Origin of the sequence: Streptomyces coeruleofuscus (assembly GCF_039532725.1) — a bacterium.
Taxonomy (GTDB): Bacteria; Actinomycetota; Actinomycetes; order Streptomycetales; family Streptomycetaceae; genus Streptomyces; species Streptomyces coeruleofuscus.
In genome coordinates, this window is the sequence record NZ_BAAASE010000004.1 from 97,165 (window position 1) to 110,606 (window position 13,442).

A 13,442-nucleotide genomic window follows, 5' to 3' on the forward strand; every position below is an offset into this window, starting at 1 on the left:
GGCTGCCGCCCCCGGGCCCCCGCTTCGGCCTGGACGGCCTCGTCCTCGAGCGCCGGACGGGCCGGCCTGTGGCTGATGCCTCTGGGGGACCCGCGCCGTGCGGCGACCCCCGGCCTGCCAAGATCCGCGTTGCTCTGACCACATGACCAGCAGACGTACCACCGGGCGCTCCCTCGCCCTCCTGCTCGCCGCCGTCGCCGCGCTGCCCGCCGGTGTCGCCGGTGCCGCTCCCGTACCGCCCGCCCCGGGGCCCTGGGCGAGCTGGTCCCGGGCGTCGCTCCGGGGCCCGCGCAGCCCTGGTCCGTCGACACGCCCGACCAGGCGCTGCCGCCGGTGGTGTACACGCCGTCGGCCGCGGAGGACGCCGTCGAGCCGCGCAGGGCGGTGGAGGGGACCTACGCGCTCGTCGAGTACGTGCCGTTGGGGGAGGCGGTCGCGCGGGTGAGCTGTACCGGGAAGACCGGGCCGTACCAGCGGCAGGTCGAGCGGTGGCTGGGGCTGAGGGTGGACGGGAGGCAGTCGGCGGCCGACTGCCGGGCCGTCCGGGCGTTCCAGGTGAGGCAGGGGATCAAACCGGCCATCGGGTTCGCCGGGCCCGTGACATGGGCCCGGATGCAGTACCTGTCGGCGCGCCGGAACCCCGATGCCGCCGGTCGGTGCCCGGTGCGGAGCCATCCCGTGATGTGTGTGGATCTCAGCCGGCAGCTGACCTGGGTGCAGAAGGGGCGGAAGATCGTGTTCGGGGCGGTCCCGATCCGCAGCGGGCGGGCCGGGTACCGGACCCGGGCCGGGTGGCACAAGGTCTACTGGCGGCACAAGAACCACTGGTCGACGCTGTACAACACGCCCATGCCGTACTCCCGGTTCTTCAGCGGCGGGCAGGCCTTCCACGGTGTCTACGGCTGTCTCAACACCACCGTCGGCTCCATGGGCTGCGTCAATCTCTCCGTCCCCGACGCGCGGAGGCTGTGGAGCGTGCTGAAGAAGGGTGACCGCGTGTTCGTGTGGGGGCGCAGGCCCGGGACGTAGCCGAGCCGCAGGCCTCGGGCCGTGGGAGCCGCCGACGGGGGCCGCTGCCTCGGGCGTGTCGGGCCCCTCTGAGACACTGGGCGCGATGAGCGAGAGAACAGCCCCGCGGACCGCGCCCCTGCGCGCCCGCGCGGAGATCGACCTGGCCGCCCTGCGGGCCAATGTGCGGACGCTGCGTGCCCACGCGCCGGGCGCGGCCCTGATGGCCGTCGTGAAGTCCGAGGCGTACGGCCACGGGGCTGTGCCGTGTGCCCGCGCGGCCGTCGCCGCCGGGGCGGACTGGCTGGGCACGGCGACGCCCGAGGAGGCCCTCGCCCTGCGGGCCGCCGGGCTGCCGGGCCGCATCATGTGCTGGCTGTGGACGCCCGGCGGACCCTGGCGCGAGGCGATCGAGGCGGACCTCGACGTGTCCGTGAGCGGGATGTGGGCCCTGGCCGAGGTCACCGGGGCGGCCCGGCTCGCCGGGCGGCCCGCCCGGGTGCAGCTCAAGGCCGACACGGGGCTCGGGCGGGGCGGCTGCCAGCCCGGGGACGACTGGGCCGATCTGGTCCGGGAGGCGCTGCACGCCGAGGCCGAGGGGCTCCTGCGCGTCACGGGGCTCTGGTCGCACTTCGCCTGTGCCGACGAACCCGGCCATCCCTCCATCGCCGCCCAGCTCGGCCGGTTCCGGGAGATGGTCGCGTACGCCGAGGAGCAGGGCGCCCGCCCCGAGGTCCGGCACATCGCCAACTCGCCGGCCACGCTCACGCTCCCCGAGAGCCATTTCGACCTGGTCCGCACCGGCATCGCCACCTACGGCATCTCGCCCAGCCCCGAGCTCGGCACCCCGGCGGACTTCGGACTGCGCCCGGTGATGACGCTGTCCGCCTCGCTCGCCCTGGTCAAGCACGTGCCGGGCGGGCACGGCGTCAGCTACGGCCACCGGTACGTGACGTCCGGTGAGACCACCCTCGGCCTCGTCCCGCTGGGCTACGCCGACGGCATCCCGCGGCACGCCTCCTCGGCCGGGCCGGTCCTCGTCGAGGGCAAGTGGCGCACGATCGCGGGGCGGGTCGCCATGGACCAGTTCGTGGTCGACCTGGGCGGCGACGAGCCCGCGCCGGGCGCCGAGGCGGTGCTCTTCGGGCCCGGGGACCGCGGCGAGCCCACCGCCGAGGACTGGGCCCAGGCGGCCGGAACCATCGCCTACGAGATCGTGACCCGGATCGGAACGCGCGTTCCTCGCGTCTATGTGAATGAGGAACAGGACGGGTAACTCGCACAGAGGACCGGTCACGCGAAGAACAATGGGCACCCTGGCAACACAAGCACCAGTACCAGGCACCCTGACCAGCACCATGAGCATCCACAGCAGTACCCCGGCGAAGAGGAGCGGTACGTGAGCGAGAGCAGCGCGGAGGTCGTCGCGAACGCCGCCACCGCGGCCGTCGCGGCCTCCGCCGCGGGGGCGGCGGGAGGCTGGCGCCGGGCGACCGGCATCGCCGGAGTCGCGATAGGCGTGGTGGCCGCGGGCGCGGCCGCCGGTGTTGCCCTGGAGCGGATGACGGTCGGCCGGGGCATGCGCCAGAAGGCCCGGCTCGCCCTCGACTCCGCGGGACCCTACGGCGCGCTGCGCGGCATGCCCGGCAAGGCGTTCGCGGACGACGGCACGGAGCTGTACTACGAGGTCGACGACCTCGACCCGGAGGCCGCCCCCGCCGCCCTCGGCCCGCGCCGCCGCCGGCTCTTCGGCCGCAAGGCCCCCGCCCCCGTCACCGTCGTCTTCAGCCACGGCTACTGCCTCAACCAGGACTCCTGGCACTTCCAGCGGGCGGCGCTGAGAGGCGTCGTACGGACCGTCCACTGGGACCAGCGCAGTCACGGCCGGTCCGGACGGGGCGTGGCCCAGGGGCGGGGCGAGCCGATCACCATCGAGCAGCTGGGCCGCGACCTCAAGGCCGTCATCGACGCGGCCGCGCCCGAGGGGCCGATCGTGCTGGTCGGGCACTCGATGGGCGGCATGACGGTGATGGCGCTGGCCGACCAGTACCCCGAGCTGGTCCGGGAGCGGGTCGTCGGGGTGGCCTTCGTGGGGACGTCGTCGGGGCGGCTCGGCGAGGTCAACTACGGGCTTCCGGTGGCTGGCGTCAACGCGGTGCGGCGGGTGCTGCCCGGCGTGCTGAAGGCGATGGGGCAGCGGGCCGACCTGGTGGAGAAGGGGCGCCGGGCGACCGCGGACCTGTTCGCCGGGATCATCAAGCGGTACTCCTTCGCCTCCCGGGACGTCGATCCGGCCATCGCCCGGTTCGCCGAGCGGATGATCGAGAGCACGCCCATCGACGTGGTCGCCGAGTACTACCCGGCGTTCAACGACCACGACAAGACCGAGGCGCTCGCCCACTTCGCCGACATGCCGGTCCTCGTCCTGGCCGGGGTGCAGGATCTGGTCACGCCGAGTGAGCACAGCGAGGCCATCGCCGATCTGCTGCCGGAGGCCGAGCTGGTGCTGGTGCCGGACGCGGGGCACCTGGTGATGCTGGAACACCCGGAAGTGGTCACCGACCGCCTCGCCGACCTGCTCACCCGCACGGGTGCCGTGCCCGCAGGAGCTACCGTGAAGGGTTATGGAAGCACCAGCAGCACCGCACAACCCGGCTGAGTCCGGATCCGTCCAGATCGTCGTCACGTCCCCCGAGCAGATGCGGGAGCTGGGCCGCCGGCTCGCGAAACTGCTGCGCGCGGGTGACCTGGTGATGCTCAGCGGAGAGCTCGGGGCGGGCAAGACGACACTGACGCGTGGGCTGGGCGAGGGGCTCGGCGTACGCGGGGCCGTCACCTCGCCGACGTTCGTGATCGCCCGGGTGCATCCGTCGCTGGGCGACGGGCCGCCGCTGGTCCATGTCGACGCGTACCGGCTGTCCGGCGGGCTGGACGAGATGGAGGACCTCGACCTCGACGTCTCGCTGCCCGAGTCCGTGGTCGTCGTGGAGTGGGGCGAGGGCAAGGTCGAGGAACTGACCGAGGACCGGCTCCAGGTGGTCATCCACCGCGCCGTGGGCGACACGACCGACGAGGTCCGGCAGATGACGATCACCGGTGTGGGGGAACGCTGGGCTTCGGCGGACCTGAGCGTGCTCGCGGCGTAGATCCCGCCGCGTGGTGTTTTGATGAACGTTCCGACAAGGCGTCGGCAAAATGTTGCGTTCGGCGTCTTGTGCGTGGTCACATGGTATCCAGTCCGTAGTTAGGTGTACCTAACTACGTCCGCCCCGCCTTCGGGAGGCGTCCATGTCGGCTACAGAGAGCAAGGGGCAGCCGCTGCCGTTCGCGGTCGCCGGGGTGTCCATGCGGGACCTGCTGGCGGCGGGCGAGGCGGCGGCACTGATCTCCACGCCACCGCGGGCTCCCGAGCCGGGTTTCGCCGATCCGGTGAGGCCGGTCAAGCCGACGGCGGACCACCGCGAAGCGGCCTAGCGGCGGACCGGGGCCCGGCGGCGGCCCCGTGGCCCGGTGGCCCGGCCTCGCGGCCGACCATGGCCTTGCGGCCTTGCGGCCTTGCGGCCTTGCGGCCTTGCGGACGATCACGACGCGGGGGGCCTCGCAGCCCGGCGGCCTGGCGGCTTAGCGGACGGTCACGGTCTTGCGGCCTGGTGGCCCGGCGTCCTTGCGCGCCCCTGGCGGACCACCGCGGAGCGGCCTGGCGGCCGAGCATGACCTTGCGGTCCGGCGGCCTTGCGGCCTTGCAGTCCGGCGGTCCAGCGGACGATCACGGCCTGGGGTCTCGCAGCCCGGTGGCCTGGCGGCCCAGTGGCTTAGCGGACGGTCATGGTCTTGCGGCCCAGTGGCCTGGCGCCCTTGTGCCCTGGCGGGCCACTGCGGAGCGGCCTCGCGGTCGACCATGGCCTTGCGGCCAGGCGGCCCAGCGGACGATCACGGCCTGGGGCCTCGCAGCCCGGCGGCCTTGCGTCCTGGCGGACCACCGCGGAGCGGCCTCGCGGCCTCGCGGCCTCGTGGTCTAGCGGACGACCACGACCTTGCGGCCGATCGTCGCGAAGGTCCACATCGCCTCGCCGTCCTCGCGTGACTCGCGGATGCCGCCCGTGCGGACGTTCGGGGCCGGTGCGGCGGTCGGGTCGGCGACGGCCGCGCTGAAGCCGATGACCACGCCGTTTACGCTGGTGAAACGTACGACGTGCTCTACGGGGACGCCGTCGGAGCCGGTGATCGCGTTCGAGCGGGACGTGACCAAGTAGTTGCCCGGGGCGGGGTCCACCGCGCTCGGGTGGACCGCGAACGTACGGGTGACCGTCTCGTCCTCGCCGACCAGCCACACCCGGTCGCCGCCCAGGGAGTACACGACCCGTGCGCCCACGCCGGAATCGCCGGGCAGCGCGGCGGGGTCCTTCCTGGCCTGGGCCGGCGCCTTGGAGACGCCGGCCGCCGGTGCGGCACCCGCCTGCCTGCCCAGACCGGCCGGGAGGGTCTGTGACGCCTGGTGGGCGAGGTAGCCGACCGTCGTGAGGGCCACGGCGGTGAGCCCGGCCACGATCCCCGAGCTGCTGAGTGCCACCGGCTCCCACCTCCGTGTCGTACGTCCCTGTCACGCACGGTGCGTATGGCGCGCCGTGACGGTAGGTGACGGTAGCAGCAGGTGACGGCCCGCCAGGTACGTCCGACACGGGCCCCGGGGAGCCGTAGGCTGTTTGCGTGCTCTTGCTCGCTCTGGATACCGCCACCCCCGCCGTCACCGTCGCGCTGCACGACGGCCGGGACGTCATCGCCTCGTCGAGTCAGGTGGACGCGCGCCGGCACGGGGAACTGCTGCTGCCGGCGATCGACCGGGTGCTCGCCGAGGCCGGTCTGAAGCTCGACGCCGTCACCGGGGTCGTCGCCGGCATCGGTCCGGGCCCGTACACCGGGCTGCGCGTCGGACTGATGACCGCCGAGACCTTCGGGCTCGCGCTCGGCGTCCCCGTGCACGGCGTGTGCACGCTGGACGGCCTCGCCTACGCCGCCGACATCGAGGGCCCGTTCGTCGTGGCGACCGACGCCCGCCGCAAGGAGGTGTACTGGGCGCGCTACGCCGACTCCCGCACCCGCGTCACCGACCCGGCCGTCGACCGGCCCGCCGACATCGCCGAGCAGGTCGCGGGGCTGCCCGCGGTCGGCGCGGGCGCGCTGCTGTACCCGGACACCTTCCCCCAGGCGCACGAGCCCGAGCACGTGTCCGCCGCCGCGCTGGCCAGGCTGGCCGCGGAGAGGCTGGCGGCGGGTGAGGAATTCCCCGCGCCCCGGCCGCTGTACCTGCGCCGCCCCGACGCCCAGGTCCCCAAGAACTACAAGGTGGTCACGCCCAAGTGACCGAGTCCGAGACGTGTGTGCTGCGCGAGATGCGCTGGTGGGACATCGACCGCGTGCTGGAGCTGGAACGTGCCCTGTTCCCCGACGACGCCTGGTCACGGGGCATGTTCTGGTCCGAGCTGGCCCATGCCCGCGGGCCGGAGGCGAGCCGGAAGTACCTCGTGGCCGAGGAGGGGGAGCGGATCGTCGGGTACGCCGGTGTCGCCTCCTCCGGCGAGCAGGCCGACATCCAGACCATCGCCGTCACCCGGGAGTACTGGGGGACGGGACTGGGCGGCCGGCTCCTCACCGAACTGCTGCGGGCCGCGACCGCCTTCGAGTGCGCCGAAGTGATGCTGGAGTGCCGGGTGGACAACATCCGCGCGCAGAAGCTGTACGAGCGCTTCGGCTTCGAGGCCATCGGCTTCAGGCGCGGCTACTACCAGCCGGGGAACGTGGACGCCCTGGTGATGCGACTGACCACGAAACCCGACAGCGGCTCCGCCGCGGGTTCGGCTCCCGTACAAGGAACCCAGATCAATGACTGACTCACGCGACGAGCCTCTCGTTCTCGGCATCGAGACCTCCTGCGACGAGACCGGCGTCGGCATCGTCCGCGGCACCACCCTGCTCGCCGACGCCGTCGCCTCCAGCGTCGACGAGCACGCCCGCTTCGGCGGTGTCGTGCCCGAGGTCGCCTCCCGGGCGCACCTGGAGGCGATGGTCCCGACCATCGACCGCGCGCTGAAGGATGCGGGAGTCAGCGCCCGCGACCTCGACGGCATCGCGGTCACCGCCGGTCCCGGCCTCGCCGGTGCCCTGCTGGTCGGTGTCTCGGCGGCGAAGGCGTACGCGTACGCCCTCGGCAAGCCCCTGTACGGCGTCAACCACCTCGCCTCGCACATCTGCGTCGACCAGCTGGAGCACGGCGCGCTGCCCGAGCCGACCATGGCCCTGCTGGTCTCGGGTGGCCACTCCTCGCTGCTGCTGTCCTCGGACATCACCTCCGACGTCCGCCCGATGGGCGCGACCATCGACGACGCGGCCGGTGAGGCCTTCGACAAGATCGCCCGCGTGCTGAACCTGGGCTTCCCGGGCGGCCCGGTCATCGACCGGTACGCGCGCGAGGGCGACCCGGACGCGATCGCCTTCCCGCGCGGGCTGACCGGTCCGCGCGACCCGGCCTACGACTTCTCCTTCTCCGGGCTGAAGACGGCCGTGGCGCGCTGGATCGAGGCGAAGCGGGCGGCGGGGGAGGAGGTCCCGGTGCGGGACGTGGCGGCCTCCTTCCAGGAGGCGGTCGTGGACGTGCTGACCCGCAAGGCCGTCCGGGCCTGCAAGGACGAGGGCGTCGACCACCTGATGATCGGCGGCGGTGTGGCCGCCAACTCCCGGCTGCGCGCCCTGGCCCAGGAGCGCTGCGAGGCGTCCGGGATCCGGCTGCGGGTGCCGCGGCCCAAGCTGTGCACGGACAACGGCGCGATGGTCGCCGCGCTCGGCGCCGAGATGGTGGCCCGGAACCGGCCCGCCTCGAGCTGGGACCTGCCGGCGGACTCCTCGCTGCCGGTGACGGAGCCGCACGTGCCGGGCCACCGGCACGACCACGACCATGTGCACGAGATCAGCAAGGAGAACCTCTACTCGTGACGGTCGCCTTGATGTGGGAGGCGCGGGCGGTGCCCGGCCGGGGCGAGGATCTGCTGGCCTGGGCACGGGCGCAGGAACTGCCCCGCGCACCCCTGCGCCGGGAGACCCTGCGCGCTCCCCAGGACCGGGTCCTCGTCATCACCTGGTGGGACGCTCCGTACGACGCCGAGCTGCCCGAACTGCCCGAGCCGGACGGGGAGCTGGTGACCCGGGCCGTGCACCGGTGGCGGTTCGAGTCGGTCGGCGGCGCCTGACTCCGGGCCGGAGAGCCTTCGGCGGATCATCCGGATGCTGCCCGCGCGATGTCGTCCAAGCCGGCGGCGGACCAGGCCCTCGATGCGCTCCGGCATGACAGGGAACTCACGGACAGACAGCGTCATCGCAGCGCCTCCTCCCGGTCCTGCTCCTCCTCGTCGCCGGTGCCGTCCGGGCCGTCCTCGGCCCGGTAGCCGGCCGCCTGGAGGTTGAACAGGTAGGCGTAGATGCCGTCGTGCTCCATCAGCTCGCCGTGGGTGCCCTCCTCCGCCAGGCGGCCGTCCTCGATCACGATGATCTTGTCCGCGATCCGCACCGTCGAGAACCGGTGGGCGATCACCAGCGACGTGGCCCCGGAGGCGATCTCGCGCAGCCTGCCGAACACCTCCGCCTCGGCCTCGGCGTCGATGGACGCGGTCGGCTCGTCCAGCACCAGCACGGGCGCCTGCCGCATGAACGCGCGGGCCAGTGCCACCTTCTGCCACTGGCCGCCGGACAGCTGGGCCCCGTCCTCGAAGTGCCGCCCGAGGACGGTGTCGTAGCCGTCGTCCAGTTTCGCGACGACCTCCGCGGCGCCGCTCGCGGTGGCCGCGCGGGCGATCCGCGCCTCGTCGTCCAGGGCCTCGACCCGGCCGAAGCCGATGTTCTCGCGGGCGGGCAGCTCGTACTTGATGAAGTCCTGGAAGATCACGCCGATGCCGGACCGCAACTGGTCCACGTCGTAGTCCTCGATGGGATGCCCGTCGATGAGGATCCGCCCCGACGTGGGCTCGTACAGCCGGGTCAGCAGCTTGACGATGGTGGTCTTGCCCGCGCCGTTCTGCCCCACCAGGGCACAGCACTTGCCCGCGGGGATCAGGCACGAGAAGCCGTCGAGCGCCTTGGTGTCCGTGCCGGGGTAGACGAACGTGACGTCCTGGAGCTCGATGCCGTGCCGCAGGCGCTCCGGGAAGGGACGCGCGCCGCCCTTGATGATGGACTCCGGCAGGCCGAGGTAGTCAAAGAGGTTCCCCGTGAACAGGGTGTTCTGGTACAGCGTCGCCAGGCCGACGAGCATCCCCGAACTGGCCGCGCTCACCGAGGCGATGGCCTGGAGGAAGCCCGCCAGCTCGCCCACCTCGCCGGTGTCCATCGCGGACAGCATGGCCAGCGCCATGGCGCCGGTCGCGCCGAGGACGCCGATCAGGCCGGCCGCCGCGCTCCAGCCCTCCTGCTTCATCGCCAGCCTGCGGTCCACCTCGTAGAAGCCCTGGACCAGTTCGCGGTAGCGGCGGATGAAGTGGGGGCCGAGACCGAAGAGCTTGATCTCCTTGAAGGTGTGGTCCTGGGTGGTGAGCCACTGGAAGTAGTACGCCCGCCGCCGGTCCTGGGCGCGGTCGTACTCCACCTCGAACTCCCGCTTGCCGTAGGCGGCCTGGACGACCGCCGCGGGCAGCGGCGACAGCAGGGTGATCAGCGCGGCCCACGGGTGCCAGGAGAAGAGCGCCGCGCTGATGGCGATCAGGGTGACGAGGTTCTTCACCGTCTCGACGAGGTCGCTGAAGATCTCGTACGCCCGTCCGGTGGTGCTCTCCTGGAAGGCCCGCTGCAGCCGGTCGTAGGACTCCGGGTCCTCATAGGTCGCGAGGTCCATGCGGGTGCCCTTGGCCATGACCTGTTCGCTGATCCGCGCGGTGAGCTGGAGCCCCACGACCGCCCCGAGGTACTGCGCGTACGCGCCGACCACATGAGCCAGCAGGGACAGGCTCAGAATGCCGGCGAGCGCCGTGATCAGCGCGTCGCGGGCGGTGTCGCCGCCGGCGGCCGTGACACCGTCGGTGACGGCGTCGACCGCCGCCGCGGTGAGCCGGATCTGCAGGCCGGGGACGATCGCCACGGCCCAGGTCAGCAGGGCGAGGACGGATATCCGGGCGGGGCTGATGCGCCAGAACAGGGCCATCAGCCGCAGCCAGTAGGAGGGGCTGCGGGACAGCTTGCGGTTCACCTCTTGCTCGTCGAGCTTTTCGGCGCTTTCCCCGTCGTGGCGGCTGGCGTCACCGGTGGTCATGCCGGTCGGCCTCCTCCGTTCTCAGTACGTTCTTCCAGACCACGTAGATCCGCTCCTCACGGGAGATGTCCACGGGCAGCAGCCGGTCACCGTCATGTGCGCCAGGCTCGCGAGGACGTCCTGCGCGGCTTGGTCGGCGCGGCCCCTGGGGTGCGGCCGGAGATCCCACGGGGCGAGCAACTCGCCCAGGTGGTCGCGGTGCTCCCGGTACAGCGAACGCGCCGCCGTCTCCTCCGGGCCGGCTGGCCCACATCCGGTCGACGACCTGGAGCGCGGTGTCACTGCCAGCCTCGAAGAGCCGCTCGATCGCGTCGTGGACGCGCGGGCCACCGTAGCGGACGACCTCCGGTTCGTACGAGGCGATTTCGAGGTCGCCGGCGAGCCCACGCCGCACCGTGTCCCGCCCGAAGGCGAGGAGTCAGGCGAGGGGTCGGGGACCGGCGTACCGGATGGTCGGCACCGGATGGCCGCGAACGAATTACCGGTCGGCGCGTCCGAAGCGGCGCAGGGCGCGCAGCGGGCCGGCCAGGATCTCGTCGTGCCGGTCGAAGCGGGAGCAGAGCTTCAGCACGACCACCGGTCACCGGGCAGGTGCCGGGACCGGCTCGTCGACCTTCTCGGGTTGTCCCGGGCGGCCGCGGCACGGCAGCGGTTCAACGAACTCGTCGACCTGCTCCGGGACGACCTCGGCGTGGCGCCGATGTTCTCCTGGGAGGAGCTGCTGGAGGACCCGCCGCGAGCGCCCGTCACCGGCCTCCGGGCGTGACCGGCCTCACGTGCCTCACGGCAGCTCCGACACCTCCGTCTCGCAGCGCAGCCGCCGGCCGGCGCCGAGCACCCGGACCGGGCCCGTGAGGGTGAGGCGCGCGGTGTGGCGTATGTCCGCGCTGGACGCCGCCAGCCGCAGCTCCAGGGTGCCGGGTTCGACCACGCGCCTGCACGAGCGGTCGGTGAACGCCGACAGGTCCGCGTGGAAGCGGAACGTCACCCGCACCGCCTCGCCCGGGGCCGCCGCCACGCGCCGGTAGCCCACCAGTCGCACATCGGGCCGGGTCACCGACGCCACCGGGTCGTGCAGATACAGCTGCACGACCTCCGCCCCTTCGCGGTCGCCGGTGTTGCGGACGGTCACCGAGACGTCGTACGTCCCGTCGGTGCCGATCTCCGCCGGCTCCTCGCCGCCCGTGCCGTCCTCCCACACGAACGTCGTGTACGAGCGGCCGTGCCCGAAGGCGTACAGCGGGGTCGGGTCGAGGTTGCTGACCTCGCCCGCGAGGCCGAGGGGCGGCTGGAGGTACGTCCAGGGCTGGCCGCCGGGGACCTGCGGGACGCTCACGGGAAGCCGGCCCGACGGGTTCACGCGGCCCGACAGCACTCCCGCCACCGCCGGGCCGCCCTCCTCCCCCGGGAAGAAGGCCTGGACCACCGCGCCCAGGCGGCCGTGCCAGCGGCCGAGAGCGTAGGGACGGCCGGTCAGCAGCACCAGCACCACGGGGACGCCCGTGGCGACCAGCGCGTCCAGCAGCTCGCCCTGGGCGCCCGGCAGGGCTAGGTCCGTCGCGTCGCAGCCCTCGCCCGAGGTGCCGCGGCCGAACAGGCCCGCCCGGTCGCCGAGGACCGCCACGCACACGTCCGCCTCGGCGGTGCGGGCGACGGCCTCCTCGAAGCCGGAGGTGTCCGGGTCCGTCACGTCGCAGCCCGGTGCGAACGTCACCTTGGCATCGGGCAGTTCGGTGCGCAGGGCGTCGAGGACCGTCGGGATCTCGATGCCGGTCGGGACGTCCGGGTGGTGGGTGAGGACGTGGGACGGGAAGGAGTAGCAGCCCAGCATGGCCAGGGCGTCGGCCGCGCGGGGGCCGATCACCGCGATCCGGGTGTCGGGGGCGAGCGGGAGCAGGCCGTCGGGGTTGTCGAGCAGGACGACCGACTCCTCGGCCAGGCGGCGGGCCAGGATGCGGTTGCGCGTCGAGTCGAGCTCGACCGCGGCGGCCGGCTCGGGGGTCCAGTCCTCGTCCAGCAGGCCCAGTTCGCACTTCTGGAGCAGGACGCGGCGGGCCGCGCGGTCCACCAGCTCCTCGGGGATCTCGCCCGAGCGGACCGCGTCCACCAGCGGATCGCCGTAACACTTGAGGCTCGGCAGTTCGACGTCGATGCCGGCCTCCAGGGCCGCGTGGGCCGCCTCGGCCGGGGTGCCGGCCACCCGGTGGAGGGTCTGGAGGAAGCCGATGCCGAAGTAGTCCGCGACGACCGTGCCGGTGAAGCCCCACTCCTCGCGCAGGAGTCCGGTCAGCAGTTCGGGGTCCGCCGAGGCCGGGACGCCGTCCCGTTCCGTGTACGCGGCCATCACCGAACGGGCCCCGCCCTCGCGCAGCGCCATCTCGAAGGGCGGGAGGGTGACGTCGGCGAACTCGCGGACGCCGGCCCGTACGGGTGCCAGGTTGCGGGCGCCGGCCGAGGAGGCGTACCCGGCGAAGTGCTTCAGCGTGGCGACGACCCCGGCCGACTCCAGGCCCCGCACATAGGCCGCACCGACCGTGCCGACCAGGTACGGGTCCTCGCCGATCGTCTCCTCCACGCGACCCCAGCGCGGATCGCGTACGACGTCCAGGACGGGCGCGAGGCCCTGGTGCACGCCGGCCGAGCGCAGGTCGTCGCCGATGCGGCGGGCCATCTCCTCGACCAGCGGGGGATCCCAGGTCGCTCCCCAGGCCAACGGGACCGGGTAGGCCGTGGCCTGCCAGGCGGTGAAGCCGGCCAGGCACTCCTCGTGCGCGATCGCCGGGATGCCGAAGCGGCCGGCCTCGATGATGCGGCGCTGGGCGCGGGCCAGTGCCTGCGCGCCCAGCGCCGGGTCCACGGGGGCGGTGCCGAAGGAGCGCGTGAGCTGGCCCAGGCCGCGGCTGATCAGTTCGTTCCAGTCGTAGTCGACCGTCATGTCGTGCTGGTGCGGAGCGACTCCGTCGCCGTCCGTCGAAGCGCCCACCCACACGCCGTACAGCTGGGCGGTCTTCTCCTCCAGGGTCATCCGGGAGAGCAGATCGTCGACGCGGGCGGCGGCGGGCAGGGCGGGGTCACGCCAGGGCGCGGTGGTCATGAAGCTCCTGTCGGGTGGACGGACGGCCCTCTCACGAACGGTGCTCACGAG

At 73.1% G+C, this 13,442-nt stretch carries 14 protein-coding genes; 10 read left to right on the forward strand and 4 right to left on the reverse strand.

Going from position 1 to position 13,442, the window contains the following annotated elements; translation table 11 throughout:
• Nucleotides 1–333 precede the first annotated feature (333 nt).
• From ABFX81_RS15895 to ABFX81_RS15915, 5 genes are all read left to right on the forward strand, one after another.
• Complete coding sequence (locus ABFX81_RS15895) at nucleotides 334–1,029, forward strand: L,D-transpeptidase family protein (protein ID WP_346138227.1); 696 nt, start codon at nucleotides 334–336, stop codon at nucleotides 1,027–1,029.
• 85 nt (nucleotides 1,030–1,114) lie between these two features.
• Complete coding sequence (alr, locus tag ABFX81_RS15900) at nucleotides 1,115–2,284, forward strand: alanine racemase (RefSeq protein ID WP_086848065.1); 1,170 nt, start codon at nucleotides 1,115–1,117, stop codon at nucleotides 2,282–2,284.
• 123 nt (nucleotides 2,285–2,407) lie between these two features.
• Nucleotides 2,408–3,667 carry an alpha/beta fold hydrolase gene (locus tag ABFX81_RS15905; protein ID WP_346138228.1) on the forward strand — a complete coding sequence of 420 codons (1,260 nt, stop codon included), beginning with the start codon at nucleotides 2,408–2,410 and terminating at the stop codon, nucleotides 3,665–3,667.
• Nucleotides 3,633–4,154, forward strand: a complete 522-nt coding sequence (gene tsaE / locus ABFX81_RS15910) for a tRNA (adenosine(37)-N6)-threonylcarbamoyltransferase complex ATPase subunit type 1 TsaE (protein WP_086849456.1) — start codon at nucleotides 3,633–3,635, stop codon at nucleotides 4,152–4,154. Before ABFX81_RS15905 ends, tsaE begins: the two co-directional genes overlap by 35 nt.
• A 142-nt stretch (nucleotides 4,155–4,296) precedes the next feature.
• Nucleotides 4,297–4,482: a hypothetical protein gene (locus ABFX81_RS15915; protein ID WP_086849458.1), complete on the forward strand. Its 186-nt coding sequence runs from the start codon at nucleotides 4,297–4,299 to the stop codon at nucleotides 4,480–4,482.
• 541 nt (nucleotides 4,483–5,023) lie between these two features.
• Here the strand turns inward: ABFX81_RS15915 and ABFX81_RS15920 are convergent.
• The gene (locus ABFX81_RS15920; RefSeq protein WP_086849460.1) at nucleotides 5,024–5,578 is read right to left on the reverse strand and encodes a hypothetical protein; all 555 of its coding nucleotides are present in this window, start codon (nucleotides 5,576–5,578) and stop codon (nucleotides 5,024–5,026) included.
• 137 nt (nucleotides 5,579–5,715) lie between these two features.
• On the opposite strand from ABFX81_RS15920, the gene tsaB reads away from it, so the two are divergent.
• The 4 genes from tsaB to ABFX81_RS15940 are packed head-to-tail and all read left to right on the forward strand — an operon-like array spanning nucleotide 5,716 to nucleotide 8,249.
• Nucleotides 5,716–6,369 (forward strand): tRNA (adenosine(37)-N6)-threonylcarbamoyltransferase complex dimerization subunit type 1 TsaB, encoded by a 654-nt coding sequence (tsaB, locus tag ABFX81_RS15925; protein ID WP_086849462.1) that lies wholly within the window; start codon nucleotides 5,716–5,718, stop codon nucleotides 6,367–6,369.
• Nucleotides 6,366–6,896, forward strand: coding sequence for a ribosomal protein S18-alanine N-acetyltransferase (rimI, locus tag ABFX81_RS15930; RefSeq protein WP_381042739.1), 531 nt, complete (start codon nucleotides 6,366–6,368; stop codon nucleotides 6,894–6,896). The genes tsaB and rimI overlap by 4 nt, the downstream gene beginning before the upstream one ends.
• A complete protein-coding gene (gene tsaD / locus ABFX81_RS15935; protein WP_086849464.1) occupies nucleotides 6,889–7,995 on the forward strand; it encodes a tRNA (adenosine(37)-N6)-threonylcarbamoyltransferase complex transferase subunit TsaD in 1,107 nt (368 codons plus the stop codon). The genes rimI and tsaD overlap by 8 nt, the downstream gene beginning before the upstream one ends.
• Nucleotides 7,992–8,249: a hypothetical protein gene (locus ABFX81_RS15940; protein WP_086849466.1), complete on the forward strand. Its 258-nt coding sequence runs from the start codon at nucleotides 7,992–7,994 to the stop codon at nucleotides 8,247–8,249. The genes tsaD and ABFX81_RS15940 overlap by 4 nt, the downstream gene beginning before the upstream one ends.
• Nucleotides 8,250–8,371: 122 nt before the next feature.
• On the opposite strand, the gene ABFX81_RS15945 is transcribed toward ABFX81_RS15940, so the two are convergent.
• Together ABFX81_RS15945 and ABFX81_RS42200 are read right to left on the reverse strand one after the other, a co-directional pair.
• Nucleotides 8,372–10,297: an ATP-binding cassette domain-containing protein gene (locus ABFX81_RS15945; protein ID WP_086849468.1), complete on the reverse strand. Its 1,926-nt coding sequence runs from the start codon at nucleotides 10,295–10,297 to the stop codon at nucleotides 8,372–8,374.
• Nucleotides 10,284–10,691 (reverse strand): lantibiotic dehydratase C-terminal domain-containing protein, encoded by a 408-nt coding sequence (locus ABFX81_RS42200; RefSeq protein ID WP_428837180.1) that lies wholly within the window; start codon nucleotides 10,689–10,691, stop codon nucleotides 10,284–10,286. Before ABFX81_RS42200 ends, ABFX81_RS15945 begins: the two co-directional genes overlap by 14 nt.
• A gap of 69 nt (nucleotides 10,692–10,760) precedes the next feature.
• Here ABFX81_RS42200 and ABFX81_RS15950 point away from each other — a divergent pair, with 69 nt between their 5' ends.
• Nucleotides 10,761–11,063 carry a hypothetical protein gene (locus ABFX81_RS15950; RefSeq protein ID WP_346138229.1) on the forward strand — a complete coding sequence of 101 codons (303 nt, stop codon included), beginning with the start codon at nucleotides 10,761–10,763 and terminating at the stop codon, nucleotides 11,061–11,063.
• Nucleotides 11,064–11,078: 15 nt separating this feature from the next.
• Here the strand turns inward: ABFX81_RS15950 and ABFX81_RS15955 are convergent, their stop codons facing one another.
• On the reverse strand, nucleotides 11,079–13,391 hold the full coding sequence (locus tag ABFX81_RS15955) for a beta-xylosidase/alpha-l-arabinosidase (protein ID WP_086849470.1): 2,313 nt from the start codon (nucleotides 13,389–13,391) through the stop codon (nucleotides 11,079–11,081).
• Between the last annotated feature and the right edge of the window lie 51 nt (nucleotides 13,392–13,442).